This is a genomic window from Microbacterium sp. ZW3a (assembly GCF_057167165.1).
This window is the reverse complement of sequence record NZ_CM169903.1, coordinates 1931379-1950806: the sequence shown is the minus strand read 5'-3', so window position 1 is coordinate 1950806 and position 19428 is coordinate 1931379. Positions and strand designations below refer to the sequence as shown.

General features: G+C 70.3%; 15 protein-coding genes and 2 riboswitches. Of the genes, 10 read left to right on the top strand and 5 right to left on the bottom strand.

Features of this window, described 5'->3' with window-relative positions:
• Positions 1-28: 28 nt before the first annotated feature.
• Genes nadC through ACU6WY_RS09155 form a run of 4 tightly spaced genes read right to left on the bottom strand, consistent with a single transcriptional unit; the run spans position 29 to position 4474 of the window.
• A complete protein-coding gene (nadC, locus tag ACU6WY_RS09170) occupies positions 29-886 on the bottom strand; it encodes a carboxylating nicotinate-nucleotide diphosphorylase (RefSeq protein ID WP_483819362.1) in 858 nt (285 codons plus the stop codon).
• Complete coding sequence (gene nadB / locus ACU6WY_RS09165; RefSeq protein ID WP_483819361.1) at positions 880-2409, bottom strand: L-aspartate oxidase; 1530 nt, start codon at positions 2407-2409, stop codon at positions 880-882. Before nadB ends, nadC begins: the two co-directional genes overlap by 7 nt.
• Positions 2406-3737, bottom strand: coding sequence for a quinolinate synthase NadA (nadA, locus tag ACU6WY_RS09160; protein WP_483819360.1), 1332 nt, complete (start codon positions 3735-3737; stop codon positions 2406-2408). The genes nadB and nadA overlap by 4 nt, the downstream gene beginning before the upstream one ends.
• An 11-nt stretch (positions 3738-3748) precedes the next feature.
• Positions 3749-4474: an NUDIX hydrolase gene (locus tag ACU6WY_RS09155; RefSeq protein ID WP_483819359.1), complete on the bottom strand. Its 726-nt coding sequence runs from the start codon at positions 4472-4474 to the stop codon at positions 3749-3751.
• A gap of 118 nt (positions 4475-4592) precedes the next feature.
• Here ACU6WY_RS09155 and ACU6WY_RS09150 point away from each other — a divergent pair, with 118 nt between their 5' ends.
• From ACU6WY_RS09150 to ACU6WY_RS09130, 5 genes are all read left to right on the top strand, one after another.
• Positions 4593-5768 carry a MarP family serine protease gene (locus ACU6WY_RS09150; protein WP_483819358.1) on the top strand — a complete coding sequence of 392 codons (1176 nt, stop codon included), beginning with the start codon at positions 4593-4595 and terminating at the stop codon, positions 5766-5768.
• A 67-nt stretch (positions 5769-5835) separates the two neighbouring features.
• A riboswitch (glycine riboswitch) is annotated at positions 5836-5930 on the top strand.
• Positions 5931-6041, top strand: a riboswitch (glycine riboswitch).
• A gap of 47 nt (positions 6042-6088) precedes the next feature.
• The gene (locus ACU6WY_RS09145; RefSeq protein ID WP_483819357.1) at positions 6089-7276 is read left to right on the top strand and encodes an aminomethyl transferase family protein; all 1188 of its coding nucleotides are present in this window, start codon (positions 6089-6091) and stop codon (positions 7274-7276) included.
• Positions 7273-7647: a glycine cleavage system protein GcvH gene (gcvH, locus tag ACU6WY_RS09140; protein WP_483819356.1), complete on the top strand. Its 375-nt coding sequence runs from the start codon at positions 7273-7275 to the stop codon at positions 7645-7647. The genes ACU6WY_RS09145 and gcvH overlap by 4 nt, the downstream gene beginning before the upstream one ends.
• Positions 7644-10526 carry an aminomethyl-transferring glycine dehydrogenase gene (gene gcvP, locus ACU6WY_RS09135; RefSeq protein WP_483819355.1) on the top strand — a complete coding sequence of 961 codons (2883 nt, stop codon included), beginning with the start codon at positions 7644-7646 and terminating at the stop codon, positions 10524-10526. Before gcvH ends, gcvP begins: the two co-directional genes overlap by 4 nt.
• Before the next feature lie 127 nt (positions 10527-10653).
• Positions 10654-12390: an ABC transporter substrate-binding protein gene (locus ACU6WY_RS09130; protein ID WP_483819354.1), complete on the top strand. Its 1737-nt coding sequence runs from the start codon at positions 10654-10656 to the stop codon at positions 12388-12390.
• Positions 12391-12393: 3 nt separating this feature from the next.
• Here ACU6WY_RS09130 and ACU6WY_RS09125 read toward each other — a convergent pair whose 3' ends face one another.
• Entirely contained in the window at positions 12394-13260 is an 867-nt protein-coding gene (locus tag ACU6WY_RS09125) for a CPBP family intramembrane glutamic endopeptidase (RefSeq protein ID WP_483819353.1), read from the bottom strand.
• Between the two features lie 163 nt (positions 13261-13423).
• On the opposite strand from ACU6WY_RS09125, the gene ACU6WY_RS09120 reads away from it, so the two are divergent.
• The 5 genes from ACU6WY_RS09120 (at position 13424) to ACU6WY_RS09100 (ending at position 19313) form a co-directional block, all read left to right on the top strand.
• Positions 13424-15046 carry a peptide ABC transporter substrate-binding protein gene (locus tag ACU6WY_RS09120; RefSeq protein WP_483819352.1) on the top strand — a complete coding sequence of 541 codons (1623 nt, stop codon included), beginning with the start codon at positions 13424-13426 and terminating at the stop codon, positions 15044-15046.
• Positions 15047-15195: 149 nt separating this feature from the next.
• A complete protein-coding gene (locus ACU6WY_RS09115) occupies positions 15196-16125 on the top strand; it encodes an ABC transporter permease (protein WP_483819351.1) in 930 nt (309 codons plus the stop codon).
• A complete protein-coding gene (locus ACU6WY_RS09110; protein ID WP_483819350.1) occupies positions 16115-17065 on the top strand; it encodes an ABC transporter permease in 951 nt (316 codons plus the stop codon). The genes ACU6WY_RS09115 and ACU6WY_RS09110 overlap by 11 nt, the downstream gene beginning before the upstream one ends.
• Complete coding sequence (locus ACU6WY_RS09105; RefSeq protein ID WP_483819349.1) at positions 17062-18726, top strand: ABC transporter ATP-binding protein; 1665 nt, start codon at positions 17062-17064, stop codon at positions 18724-18726. Before ACU6WY_RS09110 ends, ACU6WY_RS09105 begins: the two co-directional genes overlap by 4 nt.
• On the top strand, positions 18723-19313 hold the full coding sequence (locus tag ACU6WY_RS09100; protein ID WP_483819348.1) for a hypothetical protein: 591 nt from the start codon (positions 18723-18725) through the stop codon (positions 19311-19313). Before ACU6WY_RS09105 ends, ACU6WY_RS09100 begins: the two co-directional genes overlap by 4 nt.
• Positions 19314-19428 lie beyond the last annotated feature (115 nt).

Below are 19428 nucleotides of genomic sequence, written 5' to 3'. Positions count from 1 at the left end.
GTCGTCGCGGCGTTGTCGAGGTAGAGGGTCACGCCGTCTCGATGCGGATGTCGAGCCCGAGGTCGAGAGCCGGAGCCGAGTGCGTCAGCGCGCCTACCGAAATGACGTCGACCCCGGTCTCGGCGATCGCCGCCACCGTCTCGAGGCTGACCCCGCCGGACGCCTCCACGATGGCGCTACCGGCGATCTTCTCGACGCCCGCGCGGAGGTCGTCGAGCGTGAAGTTGTCGAGCATGATCGTGTCGACACCCGCGGCGAGGACCGCGTCGATCTGGTCGAGGCGGTCGACCTCCACCTCGACGTGGGTCGTGTGGGGGAGTCGGGCGATCGCGCTCTCGAGGGCCTGGGTCAGCGGCATCCCGCTCGCGGCGAGCACGGCGAGGTGGTTGTCTTTGGCCATCACCGCATCCGAGAGCGAGAAGCGGTGGTTGTGGCCCCCGCCGTCGCGGACGGCCTGGCGTTCGATGGCGCGCAGCCCGGGGGTGGTCTTGCGCGTGTCGACGATGCGCGCACCCGTGTGGGCGACGGCCGCGACGTAGCGGCTCGTGAGCGTGGCGATGCCCGACATCCGCTGCACGAAGTTGAGTCCGATCCGCTCCGCGGTCAGCACCGCGCGGGCCGGCCCCGTCACCACCGCGAGCACCTCGCCCGGCACGAACTCGACACCGTCGGCGACCCGCATCTCGATTTCGACCTCCGGGTCGGTGAGTGTGAACGCCGCGCGGAACACCGCGGCCCCGCTGAACACGCCGATCTCGCGGGCGACGAGCTCGGCGCGGGCGGTGGCACCCTCGGGAATGAGAGTCTCACTGGTGAGGTCACCCCACGGGGCGTCCTCGTCGAGGGCGGCGGTAACGACGCGATCGATGGCGGCGCGGGTCAGCATGCGAGGGCCTCCTGGGGGGCGGGGACGGATGCCGCGTCGGCGGCGTCGAGCGCGGCGGAGGGGGCGTCATCGGTGCGGAAGTGCGCGCCGACCGAGGCGGTGCGCGCGAGGGCGGCGGCGACGACGTGCGTGGCGAGCAGCAGCAGGTCGTCGTCCTCCGCGGTGCGCGGGGCGGGGTCGGCGCTCCAGGCCGCGAGCAGCGCGGCCGCGCGCGTGAGACCCGCCGCATCCCGGACGAGTCCGGCCTCGGCCCACATCAGTTCTTGCAGGGCGGCCCGCGAGAAGGGCGGGGCGTCGTCGGCGGGTGCCACAGCGGGCACAACGATGGCGGGGGGTACCGCCACAGCGGGCCACGCCGCGTCACGGGCGACCGCGTCTCCGGCGCGAGCCCCGAACACCGCGCCCTCGAGAAGCGAATTGGATGCCAAGCGGTTCGCGCCGTGGACGCCGGTGCGGGCCGTCTCGCCCACTGCGTAGAGCCCCGGCACGCTCGTGCGCCCGTCGAGGTCGGTGACGACCCCGCCCATGAGGTAGTGCGCGGCGGGGGTGACCGGGATCGGCTCGCGCGCCCAGTCGAGGCCCCGGGCGCGCACCGCGGCGTCGATCGTCGGGAAGCGCTGGGCGAGACGCTCGGCGCCGAGCGCCGTGGCATCCAGACCGACCGGGCGACCGCCCTGCGCGGCCATCGCGCGCACGTTCGCGCGGGCCACGACGTCGCGCGGGGCGAGTTCGCCGTCGGGGTGGGCGTCGAAAGTGAACCGGTGCCCCCGGTCGTCGACGAGCACGGCGCCGTCGCCGCGCACCGCTTCGGACACCAGGAACGGCTCGCCGACGGCGAGAGCCGTGGGGTGGAACTGCACGAACTCGAGGTCGGCGACCGCCGCGCCGGCGCGCACGGCGAGAGCGATGCCGTCGCCGGTGGCGGCGGGCGGATTGGTCGTGTGCGCGTAGAGCTGACCGGCGCCCCCGGTGGCGAGGATCACGGCATCGGCGAGGAGACGTTCGCGCTCGCCGCCTGTTTCGACCTCCACACCGACGACGCGGTCTGCGTTGCGCAGGAGCTCCCGCACGCGCGTGTGCTCACGCACGGCGATGCCCGCCGCGCGCACCGCGGCACCGAGGGTGGACTGGATCTCGGCGCCCGTGGCATCCCCTCCGGCGTGCAGCACGCGCGGGCGGGCGTGCGCGGCCTCGAGACCGCGCGCGTAGTCGCCATCGGCCGCGCGATCGAAGACGACCCCGCGGCCCACGAGCTCGGCGATCCGCTCCGGACCCGCGCTCACGAGGGTGTGGACCGCGTCGTCGTCGGCGAGACCCGCGCCCGCGGTGAGGGTGTCGGCGAGGTGGGAAGCGATCGAGTCGTCGGGGGAGGTGACGGCGGCGATCCCGCCCTGCGCCCACCGGGTGTTGGTCTGGTCGAGGGCGCCCTTGGTCACGACCGTGACGCGACAGCCGTTCTCGGCGGCGTGCAGGGCCGCCGTGAGACCGGCGATGCCACTGCCGACGACGACGACGGAGGTCATTTCACGGCGCCGCTCGGCTTGGCCGCGAGCATGCGCTCGAGCGCGATCGTGGCGGGATCGGCGACGTCGGCGGGCACCGTGATGCGGTTGACGACGTTGCCGGCGACGAGGGATTCGAGCACCCAGGCGAGGTACCCGGGGTGGATGCGGTACATCGTCGAGCACGGGCAGACCACCGGATCGAGGCAGAAGATCTCGTGCTGCGGGTACTGGGCGGCCAGGCGCTGCACGAGGTTGATCTCGGTGCCGATCGCGAACGTCGTCGGCTCGGTCGCCGCGGCGATGGCCTTGCGGATGAGGTCGGTGGAGCCTGCCTCGTCGGCGGCATCCACCACCTCCATCGGGCACTCGGGGTGCACGATCACGCGCACGCCGGGGTGCTCGGCGCGAGCCCTGTCGATCTGGTCGACGCTGAAGCGGCGGTGCACAGAGCAGAATCCGTGCCAGAGGATGACGCGGCTGTCTTCGAGGGTGGCGGCGTCGGAGCCGCCCAACGCCTTCCGCGGGTTCCACATCGGCATCTGCGCGAGCGGCACGCCCATCGCCTTCGCGGTGTTACGGCCGAGGTGCTGGTCGGGGAAGAACAGCACGCGGCGTCCGCGGGCGAAGGCCCACTCCAGCACCGTCCGGGCGTTGGAGGAGGTGCAGACGATTCCGCCGTGGCGGCCGACGAAGCCCTTGATGGCGGCGCTGGAGTTCATGTACGTCACCGGGATCACCGGCAGCAGACCCTCGGCATCCGGGGTGTCGAGGTCGCCGAGCACGTCGGCCAGCTGCTCCCAGCACTCCTCGACCTGGTCGATGTCGGCCATGTCGGCCATCGAGCACCCGGCCGCGAGGTTCGGGAGGATCACCGCTTGCTCGGGCTGCGAGAGCAGATCGGCGGTCTCGGCCATGAAGTGCACGCCGCAGAACACGATCGCCTCGGCCTCGGGGTGGGCCTTCGCGGCGTTCGCGAGCTGGAACGAGTCGCCCACGTAGTCGGCGTGGCGCACGACCTCTTCACGCTGGTAGAAGTGCCCGAGCACGACGACGCGGTCGCCGAGGGTCTCTTTCGCGGCGCGGATCCGGGCGTCGAGATCGTCGTCGGAGGCCTCGCGGTATTCGCGTGGCAGCTCGCCCTGGCGGGGCGCGCCGGTGGGGATGACGTCACCCATCGAGGAGCCCGGCCCGTAGCCGGGGCGCGTGTCGAAGTCCCACGGGCCGACGGCCAGGTCGGTCGTGCACGTCGCGTCGGTCGAGGCGCCCGAGACGATGGCCTGGATGACGTGATCGACGGAGGGGTCGATGTCGGGGCGGGGCTGCAGGGTGAGGGCTGTCGTCGTCATGGGTGGTCCGATCAGTGACGGGACGTGAGCGGGCCGCGGTCGGCGAGCTCCACGTCACGGTTGTAGCGGTACAGGCGGGCGGGGCGGTGGCTTCCGGTGCGGAAGCGGTCGGTCGGGATGAGGGTGTCGGAGGTGTCGATCTGGCGGCGGAAGTTCGCCGGATCGAGGCGTCGGCCGAGGATCGTCTCGGTGACCTCGCGGAGGTCGGCGAGGGTGAACTCGTCGGGGAGGAGGCCGTGCGCGATCCGGCTGTAGCCGGCCTTGTTCCGCAGGCGCCACAGCGTGTACTCGACGATGTCGTTGTGGTCGAACGCCAGCGCCGGCAGGTCGGTCGCATCGAACCACTCGACATTCTCGGGGGCATCGCCCTGCCGCGCGTGCGCGGCGACCTGCGCGTCGACCTCGTCGGAGCGCAACAGCGCCCAGTACACGATCGACACCACGCGGCTGGGGGAGCGGTCGACGGAACCGAACGCGTAGAGCTGCTCGAGGTAGCTCGGGGTGAGCCCCGTCGTCTCTTCCAGGGTGCGGGATGCCGCGGCGTCGAGGTCTTCCGCCGGATCGAGCCAGCCGCCCGGCAGCGCCCACCGCCCGTCGAACGGGTCGCGCGTGCGGCGCACGAGCGGGAGAGACAGGACGGGGTCGTCGTCGGCCGTGCGGCGCACGCTGAAGATCACGGCAGAGACGGCGACGCGCACGTCAGCGTCTCCGTGAGAGGGGGGTGGGGTTCGTGTCATGGTGACCATATCTCCGTCAGCGATCTTAGTGTCACCCTGACACGAAGGGCAAAACGGGGCGTCACGGGGGATCTCTCAGCGCCGCCGCGTACCCTGTCGCACGACTCTGGAGGTGCGGATGCCGCTCGTCGACATCGTGCTGATCGCGTTGCTCGCGATCTCGCTCATCGTGGGGCTGGCGCGCGGCTTCCTCGCAACGATCGGATTCTTCGCCGGGCTCGCGCTCGGCGGGATCGCGGCCTACTGGGTCACCCCCTTCGTGGGCCAATGGGTGACCGATCCGCTCTGGCGCGGGGCGGCGATCGTGGGTTCGGGGGTGCTCCTGCTCCTTCTCGGCGCGAGTCTGGGCACGGCCGTCGGAAACACGCTGCGGCGGGGTGCCGACCGCATCAAGCTGCGCATTCCCGAGCGAATTCTCGGTGGAGCGGTGAACCTCGCGGCCGCGGCCCTCGCGCTGTCGTTCGTGGCCGGAACCGTCACCGCCGCCGGGGTCCCCGTCGTGTCGACGGCGCTGGCGTCGTCGACCGTTGTCCGCACGATCGATCGCCTTACCCCCGATCCGGTGCGGGTGGCTCTGGCGGAGCTCCGCGGCACGGTGTTCGCCGACGGCATCCCGCGCCTGGGTGAGCTGATCCAGATCGGCCCCGTCCCCACGACTCCCGAGATCGCGCTCGACGATCCGGCCCTCACCCGTGCGGCACAGTCGGTGGCGCGTATCGCCGGAACGGCCTACGCGTGCGGGGTCACCGCCAGCGGCTCCGGGTTCGTGATCGCCGATGACCGCGTCGTCACCAACGCCCACGTGGTGGCCGGTGTCGATGCTCCCCTGGTGGAGCTGCCCGGCCGCCCCGCTCGAGAGGGCCGCGTGGTCTACTTCGACCCGATCGACGATCTCGCCGTCATCGCCGTCGATGGTCTGGATGCCACCCCTCTTCCGATCGTGCCGACCCTCGCCGTGGGCTCGGCCGCCGTCGTCCAGGGGTATCCCTACGGCGGCCCGTTCACCTCGGGTGGCGCGCAGATCCTCTCGCAGGGCACCGTCCCCGTGCCCGACATCTACGGCGACCAGTCGGCCCCGCGCGACATCTACGCCCTCGGCGGCGTCGTGCGCCCCGGTAACTCCGGGGGGCCGCTCCTCACGAGCGCCGGCGAGATCGCGGGCGTCGTGTTCGCCCGGTCCGAGACCGACGAGAACGTCGGGTACGCCATGACCCCCGCCGAGCTCGAGCCGGTGCTGGCCCAGATGGGATCGCTGTCGGCACCGGTGGCATCCGGAGCCTGCACCCCGAGGTGAGAGCGGGTCGCGCTGTGCGGGGCCGCGGGAGCGGCTAGGCTGACCCGCACAAGTCCACACCGGCCCCAGGATCGATGCGGGAGAGCTCCGGCGAATGCAGCCGGGCACCGAAGGAGCAAGCCTCCCCGCCAATCTCTCAGGTACGCGTACCGCGTCGATCGGGCCACTCTGGAAAGCGATCCGCGTGCTTCGGTGCGGATCCGCCGACGGTGAAAGCCCCGCGCCCCCGTGGCGTCGTGGTGAAACTCTCAGGCCCATGACAGAGGGGGAGTTCTCAGGCGCCGTCCGGTGTCTGACCGTCATCGCGAACGGCAGAACTCATGACCGATACCCCCGCTCCACCGCGCTCGTCTCCGCTGCATGATCGGCACGAGGCCCTCGGCGCCTCGTTCACCGACTTCGGTGGCTGGAACATGCCGGTGCGCTACTCGTCCGACCTCGCCGAGCACCGCGCGGTGCGCGACGCCGCGGGTCTGTTCGACATCTCGCACATGGCCGAATTCTGGGTCCACGACGGCCGCGCAGCCGACTTCCTCGACTTCGTCCTCGCCGGACGCATCTCCGCGATGGCGATCGGAAAGGCCAAGTACTCGCTCGTGCTGGCCGACAGCGGCGGGATCGTCGACGACGTCATCGTCTACCGCACGGGGGACCAGTACTTCCTCGTGGTGGCCAACGCCGGCAACCGCGAGGCCGTCGCCGCCGCGTTCGACCGGGCGCGCGAGATCTGGCCGACGACCCAGGCCTTCCTCGACGGACGCCCCGACGACGGCGAGTACGCCGTGGTGCTCGGCGGGAGCCTCCCTCACGTCGAGGACGTCACCGACCAGGTGGCGCTCATCGCCCTGCAGGGGCCGCGGGCGCGTGGCATCCTGTCGACGACCCCCGGCGTCGACATCCTCGGGACGCCCCTCGACGAGCTCGGGTACTACGCGTGGACCGAGGGCACGTTCGAGGGAGCATCGCTGTTCGTCGCGCGGACCGGGTACACCGGCGAAGACGGGTACGAACTCCTCGTGCCGCTCGAGAAAGCCGGGGCCCTGTGGGACGCTCTGCTCGCCCAGGGCGCCGACGAGGGTCTCGTGCCCTGCGGGCTCGCGGCGCGCGACACGCTGCGACTGGAAGCCGGGATGCCGCTGTACGGCCACGAGCTCTCGCGCGACATCACCCCGGCACAGGCCGGTCTCGGTCGCGTCGTCGCCATCGGCAAGCCGGCGTTCGTCGGAAAGGACGGCCTCTCGTCCGGACCCGCCGACGCCCCGGTCCTCGTCGGGCTCGTGTCGGAGGGGCGCCGCGCCGGACGCGCCGGGTACACCGTGCTCCGGGGCGACACTGTCGTCGGCGAGATCACCAGCGGGGCCCTCAGCCCCACCCTCGGCCACCCCGTCGCGATGGCCTTCGTCGCGCCGGATGCCGCCGAGATCGGCACCGAACTGACCATCGACGTCCGCGGCACACGCATCCCCGCGACCGTCACCGCCCTTCCCTTCTACCGGAGAAACGCATGACCGATCTCACCGCCCTCAGCTACACCTCCGAGCACGAGTGGATCGCCGTCGACGGCGATGTCGCCACCGTCGGGATCACCGATTTCGCGGCCGAGAAGCTCGGTGACGTCGTCTTCGTCGAGCTCCCCGCCGCCGACTCCACGGTCGCCGCCGGCGACGTGTGCGGCGAGATCGAGTCGACCAAGTCGGTCGGCGAGCTCTACGCCCCCCTGAACGGCACGGTGGTCGCGGTCAACGACGCCGTCGTCGACGACCCCTCGCTCGTGAACGCCGACCCCTTCGGCGAGGGCTGGCTCGTGAAGATCCGCCTGGACGGCGACCTTCCCGGCGACCTGCTCGACCGTACCGCCTACGAAGCGCTCACCGCATGAGCACCGTTCTGCCTCCCCGGACGGAGGCCGCGACCCCCGCCGCGTTCACCGATCGCCACATCGGCCTCGACGCGGCCGCCCAGGCGCGCATGCTCGAGGTCGTCGGGTACGACAGCGTCGACGCCCTCGTCGCGACCGCCGTCCCGGCATCCATCCACGTCCGGCCTCGCGACACCAGCGACATCCCGCCCGCGGCCACCGAGGCCGAGGCGCTCGCCGAACTGCGCGAGCTCGCCACGACCAACCGCGCGGCGCGACCGCTCATCGGGCTCGGGTACTACGACACCTTCACGCCGTCGGTGATCCAGCGGAACGTGCTCGAGAACCCGTCGTGGTACACCGCGTACACGCCGTACCAGCCCGAGATCTCGCAGGGCCGACTCGAAGCGCTCCTCACCTTCCAGACCATGGTGACCGACCTCACCGGTCTCGCCACCGCCAACGCGTCGATGCTCGACGAATCCACGGCCGTGGTCGAAGGGATGCTGGTCGCCCGCCGCGCGTCGACGGCGAAGACCGATCTCTTCCTCGTCGACGCGGACGCCCTCCCGCAGACGAAGGCGCTGCTGGCCCACCGGGCGGAAGCTCTCGGCATCCGCCTGGAAGAGACCGACTTCCGCGGCGACGTTCCCGAGTGCTTCGGCGCGTTCGTCCAGTACCCGGGCGCCACCGGGCGCATCTGGGATTTCTCCGACACCGCCTCGGCCGTGCACGCGCACGGTGGGCTCGTGGTCGCCGCCGCCGACCTCCTCGCGCTGACCCTGCTGCGCTCGCCGGGCTCGCTCGGCGCCGACGTCGCCGTGGGCACGACGCAGCGGTTCGGCGTGCCGCTCGGCTTCGGCGGACCGCACGCCGGGTACATGGCCGTGCGCACCGGGCTCGAGCGCCAGCTCCCGGGCCGGCTCGTCGGGGTGTCACTGGATGCCGCGGGCAACCCCGCCTACCGCCTGTCGCTGCAGACGCGCGAGCAGCACATCCGCCGCGAGAAGGCGACCTCCAACATCTGCACCGCGCAGGTGCTGCTGGCCGTCATGGCCGCGATGTACGCGGTCTACCACGGGCCCGAGGGCCTGCGGGGGATCGCGACCCGGGTCGCGCGCACCGCCGACTCCCTGGCATCCACTCTGCGCGCGTACGACCTTCACCTCGTCTCGGATGCCTTCTTCGACACGGTGCGCGTGCACGTCCCGGGGCGCGCGCAGAACCTCGTCGACCGTGCTCGCGAGCGCGGCTACCAGCTCCTGTGGGTGGACGACGCGACGGTGGGCGTCTCCGTCGACGAGACGACGACGGATGCCGACATCGCCGCGGTGGTCTCGGCTTTCGGGCTGCCCGACGGCGCCACGGCGGGTGAGGCGGTGGCGCTGCGCGGCGTCGACGAGCGCCTTCACCGCGACGACGCCTACCTCACGCACCCGGTGTTCCACGCCCACCGCAGCGAGACGGCGATGATGCGGTATCTCAAGACGCTCGCCGACCGCGACTACGCCCTCGACCGCGGCATGATCCCGCTCGGCTCGTGCACCATGAAGCTCAACGCCGCCACCGAGATGGCCGCGGTGTCGTGGCCGGAGTTCTCGCGCGTGCACCCCTTCGCCCCCGAAGCGGACGTGCGCGGCTACCTCGTGATGATCGAGCAGCTCGAGCGCTGGCTCGCCGAGGTCACCGGCTACGACGCCGTCTCGCTGCAGCCGAACGCGGGCTCGCAGGGGGAGCTCGCCGGGCTCCTCGCCATTCGCGGATACCACCGCGCGAACGGCGACGCCCAGCGCACGGTGTGCCTCATCCCCTCCTCGGCGCACGGGACGAACGCCGCCTCGGCGGTCCTCGCGGGCATGCGGGTCGTGGTGATCGCGTGCGACGAGGCCGGCAACGTCGACCTCGGTGATCTGCGGGCGAAGATCGCGCAGCACGCCGACGAGCTGGCCGCGCTCATGATCACGTACCCCTCCACCCACGGGGTGTACGAGCACGACGTCCTCGACATCACGCAGGCCGTGCACGACGCCGGGGGTCAGGTCTACGTCGACGGCGCCAACCTCAACGCCCTGCTCGGCTTCGCGCGCTTCGGCGACCTCGGCGGCGACGTGTCCCACCTGAACCTGCACAAGACCTTCGCCATCCCGCACGGGGGTGGAGGTCCGGGCGTGGGACCGGTGGCGGCCAAAGCGCACCTGGCACCCCACCTGCCCTCGCACCCGTTCTCGCAGCGCGCCGACCATGCCGGCGGCGTCTTCGACGGCGGCCCCGTCTCGGGCGCACCGCACGGCTCGGCCGGCATCCTTCCCATCTCGTGGGCGTACGTGCGCATGATGGGCGCCGAGGGGCTGCGGCAGGCGACCGCGGCGGCGGTGCTGTCGGCGAACTACCTGGCCGCGCGCCTGCGCGACCACTACCCGGTGCTGTACGCGGGCGAGGGCGGACTCGTCGCGCACGAGTGCATCCTCGACCTGCGCCCGCTCAGGGAGCAGACCGGCATCACCGTCGACGACGTGGCCAAGCGCCTCATCGACTACGGCTTTCACGCCCCGACGATGTCGTTCCCGGTTGCGGGCACTCTCATGGTGGAGCCGACCGAGAGCGAGGACCTCGCCGAGCTCGACCGGTTCGTGGATGCCATGATCGCGATCAAGAACGAGGCGCTCGCGGTCGCGGCGGGGGAATGGCCTGCCGACGACAACCCGCTCGTGAACGCGCCGCACACCGCCGAGACCGTGGTCGTCGGCGAGTGGGCTCACCCGTACTCGCGAGAGGTCGCGGTGTACCCGCAGCGCTCCCTCGTGCGGGGGAAGTACTGGCCCCCCGTGCGGCGGATCGATCAGGCGTACGGCGACCGCAACCTCGTCTGCTCCTGCCCGCCACCGGAGGCTTTCGCCTGACGCGACGGACGGTCCGTCGAGAGACCACGCGCCCCCGCCGCGTGGTCTCTCGGCGTGCCGTCGCGGCGAGCGGGGAGACCCGCCCCCGCTCAGGAAGACCCAAAGCGCGATTGGGTAGGGTGCCCGTGTGCACCTCGGGCAGTATGAAGAATCGACGACGCAACGACGCCCCCTCCTGCGGCTGGCGGGTCTGATCGCCGCCGCGGCGGTGGCCCTGGCGGGATGCTCGGCCGCCGAGCCCGTCCCGGAGGAAGAACCGCCGGCCCGGACCAGCCTGACGCTCGGCGTGGTCGGGACGCCGACGAGCTTCAACGCGGCGACCGCGCATGGAGACACCTCGGCCAATCGCGCGCTCTCCGCCCTCATCGACGAGCAGCTGGGCTCTCTCGACGGGGAGTTGCAGGTGGTGGCCAACAACGGCCTCGGCCGCGTCACCCGGGTCGAGGGAGACCCGCTCACGGTGAGCTACGAGCTCTTCACCGACCACACCTGGTCGGACGGAACGCCGATCACCCTCGACGATCTCCTGTTCGGCTGGGCGGTCTCGTCGCACTACTTCGACGACGCCACCTACGACGAGTCCGGGGCGGTGGTCTCGGGCACGCGGTACTTCGAAACGGCGATGCGGCCGGATCCGAACGCGCGCACGTCACGACCCACGCTGGACCGCGCCGACGACACCCTCACCCTCACGTACGCCGAGCCCTTCGCCGACTGGAACCGGCAGTGGCTCCTCGACCGCCCCGTGCACCTGGTGGCCGCAAAGGCGGGCGTGAGCGTGAAAGACCTGATGACCGCCATTCTCACCACCCCCGCGGGCGACCCGTCGGCCCCCGTCGCCCCGAATCCCGTGCTGGCTGCGGCAGCCGCGGCGTGGAACACCGGATTCGACGCCGCGCCCGACGGCACCCTCGACCCCGCCGCGGCGGTGGCCGCCGGCCCCTGGGCGATCGGCGAGGTGACGGCCGCGTCGGTCGCGCTGGTGCGCCGCGACGATTACCAGGGGGCGCACTATCCCGCCCTCGAGGGCCTCACGATCCGGTTCTTCCCTGATCGTGCAACGCAGGTCGCGGCCCTGGCGGCCGGCGAGATCGACGTCGCCAACATCGGCGATCCGGATGCCACCGAGCTCGCCACGCTCGCTGACGCCGGAGTGACGGTCACCACGGGGCCGACCTCCCAGACGCTCCAGCTGCGATTCGCCGAGACCACCCCGGATGACCTGCGGCAGGCCGTGAGCCTGTCACTCGATCGCGACGCCCTCGTGGAGGAGCTGCTCGCCGAGGAGCGTCCCGACGCGCGTGCGCTCCAGTCCTTCCTGTCGTCACCGGCCACAGGCCAGACCTACACCGACCTCGTCGCCGGGAACGGCGCACTGGGTACAGGGAGCGACCCGGGCGCTGCGCGCTCGATCCTCGCCGATCGCCCCGCGGTGTTGCTGGTCGCGCACGACCCGACGGACGAACTTTCGGCGGAGGTGTTCGCGCGGATGATCGCCATGGGCGCGGAGGCCGGGATCGCCGTACGTGCCGCCTCGGCCGGCGAGACTGCCGACGCCACCCTCGCCTGGGTCGGGGAGGACGAGAGTCTCTACCGGTCCACGCGGGATCGTCTGGCGGAAGGCGTGAGGGCGCCCGAGATGCAGGAGATCTTCGCGCAGATGACCCGCGACACCGACCCGGTCGACGTGCTCGAGCGTGCCAAGGAGATCGATCGCGCCTTCTTCGCCGCGCACGCGGGTGTCCCGCTCCTGGTGCGCACGGGCGCGGTCGCCGTGGGGGCCGGCGTCGGAGGGGTGCCGTACACGTCCGAGCCCAACGGTGTGCCGCCTTCGTTCTGGGCGTGGTCGGCGCCGTCGCCCTAGCCCCTACACCGTGGGGGAGGGCGTGGGGGTCGGCGTCGCCGCGGGCGAGGGCGGCGCAAAGATCCCCGGCCACCAGGCCGCGGCCAGGGGATAGCCGACGAAGGCGATGACGTCGATGACCGTGTGGGCGACGACGAGCGGCATGACGCGCCCCCACCGCTTGTAGCACCAGCCGAAGACGAGGCCCATCACGACGTTGCCGAGCGCCGACGGCCAGCCCTGGTAGAGGTGGTAGCTGCCGCGGAGAAGCGCCGTGGACACGATGATCCCGGTCCACGACCATCCGAGCCGCCGGAGACGGTCGAAGAGGTAGCCGAGGAAGATGACCTCCTCGGTGAGACCGGCGCGCAGGGCCGCGAGAAGCAGCAGGGCGACGACCCACCACGAGGAGTCCAGCGGAGCGGGCACAACGGCGATGCTCTGACCGATCGCGCGACCGACGGCGTAGACGCCGATGCCGGGGGCGCCGATGAGTGCGACCAGCAGCAGTCCCCGCCCCACGTCGGTACCGAACCGGCGGAAGTCCAGCCCGATACGGCGGAGGGCGTTGTCGGCGGGCTCCCACAGGAGGAAGAGCACGAGCGCGACGAGCGCGAGCGAGAAGAAGATGTCGAGGAACTGGTAGAGCGCATCCCAGAACGGCTCGGCGCTGCGCGAGGGGTTCAGCTGCGTCTGCTGCTGCGAGATCGGCGCGCGGGTCGTCGCCCGCACGAACGACACGACCGAGTAGATCGCGGACTGTCCGACGGTGACCAGTAGGACGAGAGAGATCTCCCACGCCAGTCGCTGCCGGTGGGAGCGCTCCCGGGTTTCCAGGGCAGGAGGGAACGGACCGGTCACTCCGGAGGGGGGTGCATCAGATTGCCACATGAAGAGCCTCGCGCGTAAAGCCTTTGTAACGGTTGGGCCGCCGATTGGGAGCACGTCGTCACGCGTGCCTAGGGTGTTCCTATCCTGCCCCGGCGCCGCTTCGTAGCGCACGAATCTGCTGAGCGCGCCGTTTGGGCTTATTCATCCCTTCCCTGGAGGACCTGTGAAGCGCAACAAGATTGCCCTCTCCAGTCTCGCTCTGCTGGGTGTCGCCGGGCTCACGCTCGCCGGCTGCTCGGCAGGTGGCGACGACTCGGGCAACACCGGCTCGGCCGACGCGACGGCCATCATCACCACCAACGGTTCCGAGCCCGAGAACCCGCTGATCCCGACCGCGACGAACGAGGTCGGCGGTGGCAAGATCCTCGACGCCATCTTCGCCGGTCTGGTCTCGTACGAGGCCGACGGTTCGCCGGTCAACGACATGGCCGAAGAGATCACGGTCAACGACCCGCAGAACCTCACGGTGAAGATCAAGGAAGGCCAGACCTTCAGCGACGGTGAAGAGGTCACGGCCGATAACTTCATCAACGCGTGGAACTACGGCGCACTTGCGTCGAACGAGCAGTACAACAGCTACTTCTTCGAGGACATCGAGGGCTTCAGCTACGACGAAGACAGCGAGCTCACCGGCCTGCAGCAGGTCGACGACTACACCTTCACCATCGCGCTGAACAAGCCGGCCTCGGACTTCGCGCTGCGCCTGGGCTACTCGGCGTACTACCCGCTGCCCGACGTCGCCTTCGAGGACACCGAGGCGTTCGGTGAGAACCCCGTCGGCAATGGCCCCTACAAGCTCGCGAGCGAGGGTGCCTGGCAGCACAACGTTCAGATCGACCTCGTCAAGAACGAGGACTACCAGGGTGTGCGCCAGGCGCAGAACGGTGGCCTGACCATCTCGTTCTACGCTTCGCAGGATGCCGCCTATGCAGCGCTCCTCGATGGCGAGCTCGACGTCCTCGACGCCGTGCCGCCGTCCGCTCTCGCCAGCTTCGAGTCCGACCTCGGCGACCGCGCGGTCAACCAGCCCGCCGCCGTCTTCCAGTCGTTCACGATCCCCGGCCGCCTCGAGCACTTCTCGGGTGAAGAGGGCCAGCTGCGCCGCGCCGCGATCTCGCACGCCATCAACCGCGAGGAGATCACGTCCACGATCTTCCAGGGCACCCGTACGCCCGCCACGGACTTCACCTCGCCCGTCATCGACGGCTGGTCGGACGACCTCGAGGGCTCGGACGTGCTCGACTTCGACGCCGACAAGGCGAAGGAGCTGTGGGCCCAGGCCGACGCCATCGCGCCGTGGACCGGTTCGTTCCAGATCGCGTACAACGCCGATGGTGGACACGACCAGTGGGTCGACGCCATCTCGAACCAGCTCGCGACCAACCTCGGTATCGACGCGTCGGGCGCTCCCTACCCGACCTTCGCCGAGCTCCGCGCGCAGGTGAACAACGACTCGATCACCACCCCGTTCCGTAGCGGATGGCAGGCCGACTACCCCGGTCTGTACAACTTCCTCGGACCGCTCTACGCGACCAACGCGGGCTCGAACGACGGCGACTACTCCAGCGCCGAGTTCGACCGTCTGCTGGCCGAGGGCATCTCCTCGACCGACCTCGAAGAGGCCAACCGCCTCTTCGGCGAGGCGCAGACCGTGCTGTTCCAGGACCTGCCGGCCATCCCGCTGTGGTACTCGAACGTCACCGGTGGCTACGCCGACACGGTGGAGAACGTCGAGTTCGGCTGGAACTCGGTGCCGCTGTTCCACGAGATCACGAAGGTCAGCTAACATCGCCTGATCACTCACCCGCGAGGCGGTGACGTACCCGTCACCGCCTCGCGTGGTGTGTTCCAGCCGTGCACTGCTCATCGGTGGTGCACGGCTTTCGTGCGGTGCCACATCCGAGGCATCCATCCATTCCCCGAAGGGAGACGAGGGTGGGCTATTACATCCTCAGACGACTCCTGCAGGTCATACCGGTGTTCTTCGGTGCGACGCTGCTGATCTATTTCATGGTCTTCGCCATGCCGGGAGATCCCATCCTGGCTCTGTTCGGCGACCGGACCCCCAACCCCGCTCTGCTCGAGCAGATCCGGGCGCAGTACCACCTGAACGAACCGTTCATCGTCCAGTACTTCTACTACATCACCGGCGTTCTGCAGGGTGACTTCGGCGTCAGCTTCTCGGGCCAGAGCGTCAACGACGTCCTCGCGCGGGCGATCCCCGTGACGCTGCGTCTGGCCGTCATGGCGATCGCGATCGAGCTGGTGCTGGCCATCATCATCGGCACCGTGTCGGCGCTGCGCAAGGGCAAGATCTTCGACAACGTCTCGCTGGTCATCGCGCTGCTGTTCGTCGCGATCCCCGTGTTCGTCCTGGCGTTCCTGGCGCAGTTCTTCCTGGCGATCCAGTTCGGCTGGTTCCGCGCCACCGTCGGCGGACAGAACGGCTGGGCAGATCTGCTGCTGCCAGCCCTCGTGCTCGGGTTCAGCCTGTACGCCACGAGCATGCGCCTGACCCGCGCGTCGGTCATCGACACGCTGAACCAGGACTGGGTGCGCACGGCGTACAGCAAGGGTCTGCCGCGTCGCCGCGTCATTCCCGTCCACGTGCTGCGCAACTCGCTCATCCCGGTGATCACCAACAGCGCGACCAACTTCGGCGTGCTGATGGTCGGTGCCACGGTCACCGAGGGGATCTTCGCCATCCCCGGTGTCGGCGGCACGCTCTACGAGGCGACCATCCGTCAGGAGGGCCCGACCGTCGTGTCGTTCGTGACGGTCTTCGTCGTTTTCTACGTGCTGATCAACCTCGTCGTTGATCTGCTCTACGGTCTGCTCGACCCGAGGATCCGCTATGCCAAGTGATCGCACCCCCACCCCGCACTACGTTGCGCCGGTGCGCGACTCCGTCGACGTCGTCGACGCGGTCCGCGTCGACGAGAAGCCTCGGAGCCTCTGGGCCGACGCGTGGCGGGACATGCGCCGTCGTCCGACTTTCTGGATCACCTCGGCGGTCGTCTTCGTCGTCGTGCTCATGGCGCTGTTCCCCACGCTGTTCACCCAGGTGGAGCCCTCGCAGGCCGGCTGCTCGCTCTCGAACAGCAACGGCGGTCCGACCGCCGGGCACCCGCTCGGCTTTACGCTGCAGGGCTGCGACATCTGGTCGCGCATCGTGCACGGTGCTCGCACCTCGCTCCTGGTCGGCTTCCTGGCCACCGCCATCGGCACGACTATCGGCACGATCATGGGGTCGTTCGCGGGCTTCTACGGAGGGTGGCTCGACTCGCTGCTCTCGCGCGTCGGTGACATCTTCTTCACGATCCCCTACGTGCTCGCGGCCATCGTCGTCATGAGCGTGTTCTCGCAGAACCGCACGCCGCTCGTCCTGGCTTTCGCCATCGGCGGGTTCGCGTGGGCATCGACCGCGCGCGTGGTGCGCGCCGAGATCCTGCGCGTGCGGCAGGCGGACTACATCACCGCCAGCCGGGCACTAGGTCTCTCGCGCTTCCGTACCCTGCTGTCGCACGCGCTCCCCAACGCGCTCGCCCCGGTGATCGTCGTCACGACGATCACGCTGGGTGCGGCGATCTCGGCCGAGGCGACCCTGTCGTTCCTGGGTCTTGGCCTGGGCAGCACGGTGATGTCGTGGGGTCTGGACATCGGGCAGGCGCAGTCTTCTCTGCGCGTAGCCCCGATGGCGCTCATCTACCCGTCGATCGCCCTGACCGTCACGGTCCTGGCGTTCATCATCCTGGGCGAGCTGCTGCGCGACGCCCTCGACCCGAAGGCGAGGGCACGTCGATGAACGAACGTTCCAGCGCACCGCTGCTGAGCATCCGCGACCTCACGGTCGCCTTCGACGCGGGCAAGACGTCGCGTCAGGTGCTGCACGGCGTCAGCCTCGACATCCACGCCGGCGAGACCCTCGCGATCGTGGGGGAGTCCGGGTCGGGCAAGTCGACGACCGCCTCGGCGATCATCAACCTGCTCCCGGGTACGGGTCACGTCACGGGCGGCTCGATCACCCTCGAGGGTCGGGAGCTGACCGACCTCAGCATCGCGCAGATGGAGTCCGTCCGCGGTCGCGAGATCGGTTACGTCCCGCAGGACCCGATGTCGAACCTCAACCCGGTGTGGAGCATCGGCTTCCAGGTCAAGGAGGCGATCCGGGCCAACGGCATCGCCCGCGGCCGCAAAGAGGTCGAGCAGCGCGCGATCGAGGTGCTCAAGCAGGCCGGTCTGAGCGACGCCGAGCGTCGCCTGCACCAGTTCCCGCACCAGTTCTCGGGCGGCATGCGCCAGCGCGCGCTCATCGGTATCGGCCTCGCGGCGGATCCCAAGCTCTTGATCGCCGACGAGCCGACCTCGGCCCTCGACGTGACGGTGCAGCGCGTCATCCTCGACCACATGGCCTCGCTCACCCGCGAGCGCGGCACGTCGGTCCTTCTCATCACCCACGACCTGGGGCTGGCCGCCGAGCGTGCCGACACCATCGTGGTGATGAACCAGGGCGAGATCGTGGAGTCCGGGCCCAGCCGCGAGATCCTCGAGAACCCGCAGCACCCGTACACGCGGCGCCTCGTCGCGGCGGCGCCGAGCCTGGCGTCGCAGCGCATCCAGGCGAGCGTCGCCGACCGTGGCATCCAGCACGGATCCGACCTCGCTGCTCCCGCCACGGTCAAGGTGACCGATCTGGTCAAGGAGTACAAGATCCGCCAGGGCGGCTTCCGGAGCGAGCAGTTCCGCGCCGTCGATGGGGTGTCGTTCGAAATCCCGCGCGGCAAGACGCTGGCGCTGGTCGGCGAGTCCGGTTCGGGGAAGTCGACCGTGGCCAAGATGCTGCTCAAGCTCGAAGAGCCCACCTCGGGCACCATCGAGATCGACGGCGTCAACTCGGGCGGGCTGTCGTCGCGGGAGTCCTTCGCGCTGCGTCGCCGCATGCAGCCGGTGTTCCAGGACCCCTACGGCTCGCTCGACCCGCTGCGCAACATCGGGTCCTGCATCGCCGAGCCGCTCGACATCCACAAGGTCGGCGACAAGGCGTCGCGCCGCGCGCGCGTGGCTGAGCTGCTCGACCAGGTGTCCCTGCCGCAGGAGGTGGCGTCCCGCTACCCGAACGAGCTGTCCGGTGGTCAGCGTCAGCGCGTGGCCATCGCGCGCGCGTTGGCTCTCAAGCCCGACATCCTCGTGCTCGATGAGGCCGTCTCGGCGCTCGACGTGCTCGTGCAGGCGCAGATCCTGCAGCTCCTGGCGGAACTGCAGGGGGAGCTGGGGCTCACGTACCTGTTCATCACCCACGACCTCGCGGTCGTGCGCGTGGCCGCCGACCTGGTCTGCGTCATGGAGCGTGGCAAGGTCGTCGAGCAGGGCACCGTGGACGAGATCTTCGCCCAGCCGTCGCAGGAGTACACCCGGCGACTGCTCGACGCCATCCCGGGTGCGTCGCTGTCGCTCGGCGGACAGTGACCCGAGACGAGCGCTTCCGGGGCGCGGAGCACCCACGGGTGTTCCGCGCCCCGTCCGCGGTGGTCGGGATGGTCGTCACGGCCCTGCTGGCGCTGGTTTTGCTCGGCGATGCCGCGCTGCGTGCGGGGCTCGGTCCCATGCTGCTGCTCGCACCGTGGATCCTGCTGCTGGTGTGGGGCGTCTACGCGTTCCTGTTTGCGCCGCACGTCCGCATCGACTCGGGTGGCATCCGGATCCACAACCTGCTGCGCGTCATCGACGTGCCATGGGCTCGCGTGACCGACATCGACCTGCGCTGGCAGCTCGAGGTGACGACGGACGAGCCGCGCGTCGTGAAGGCGTACGGCGGACCGACGAGCGGTCGCCCCGGACGCAGATCCCGCGCGCCTGAGGTCGACCGTGATCGACGAGAACCGCCCGCCATCCGCGACCTCGTGCTGATCCAGGAGGCCTGGTCGGCGGCACAGGACCGCGGGACCGGGGGCGGGTCTGTGCGCCGATCGTGGGATGCGATCTCCCTCGTCGCCCTGGCCCTCCTCGGTCTGTGGGGCGTCATCGCCCTGCTGATTTCCGGCGGAGTCAGCTGAGCGCACGGGTGTTCTCCCGAGGCGGCGCTGCGTCTCCGCCGACGGTAGGCGAACGCATGTTTTCCGGTCCGGCCGGGAGTGTCGCGGGCGCCCGGTAGACTAGGGGGGCCCGATT

What these genes read in the sequence shown, in the direction of transcription:
- nadB (WP_483819361.1), bottom strand. Translation starts at nt 2,409, where the DNA reads ATGACCTCCGTCGTCGTCGTCGGCAGTGGCATCGCCGGTCTCACGGCG.
- ACU6WY_RS09150 (WP_483819358.1), top strand. Translation starts at nt 4,593, where the DNA reads ATGCCGCTCGTCGACATCGTGCTGATCGCGTTGCTCGCGATCTCGCTC.
- gcvP (WP_483819355.1), top strand. Translation starts at nt 7,644, where the DNA reads ATGAGCACCGTTCTGCCTCCCCGGACGGAGGCCGCGACCCCCGCCGCG.
- gcvH (WP_483819356.1), top strand. Translation starts at nt 7,273, where the DNA reads ATGACCGATCTCACCGCCCTCAGCTACACCTCCGAGCACGAGTGGATC.
- ACU6WY_RS09155 (WP_483819359.1), bottom strand. Translation starts at nt 4,474, where the DNA reads ATGACACGAACCCCACCCCCCTCTCACGGAGACGCTGACGTGCGCGTC.
- ACU6WY_RS09145 (WP_483819357.1), top strand. Translation starts at nt 6,089, where the DNA reads ATGACCGATACCCCCGCTCCACCGCGCTCGTCTCCGCTGCATGATCGG.
- nadC (WP_483819362.1), bottom strand. Translation starts at nt 886, where the DNA reads ATGCTGACCCGCGCCGCCATCGATCGCGTCGTTACCGCCGCCCTCGAC.
- ACU6WY_RS09105 (WP_483819349.1), top strand. Translation starts at nt 17,062, where the DNA reads ATGAACGAACGTTCCAGCGCACCGCTGCTGAGCATCCGCGACCTCACG.
- ACU6WY_RS09125 (WP_483819353.1), bottom strand. Translation starts at nt 13,260, where the DNA reads ATGTGGCAATCTGATGCACCCCCCTCCGGAGTGACCGGTCCGTTCCCT.
- nadA (WP_483819360.1), bottom strand. Translation starts at nt 3,737, where the DNA reads ATGACGACGACAGCCCTCACCCTGCAGCCCCGCCCCGACATCGACCCC.
- ACU6WY_RS09110 (WP_483819350.1), top strand. Translation starts at nt 16,115, where the DNA reads ATGCCAAGTGATCGCACCCCCACCCCGCACTACGTTGCGCCGGTGCGC.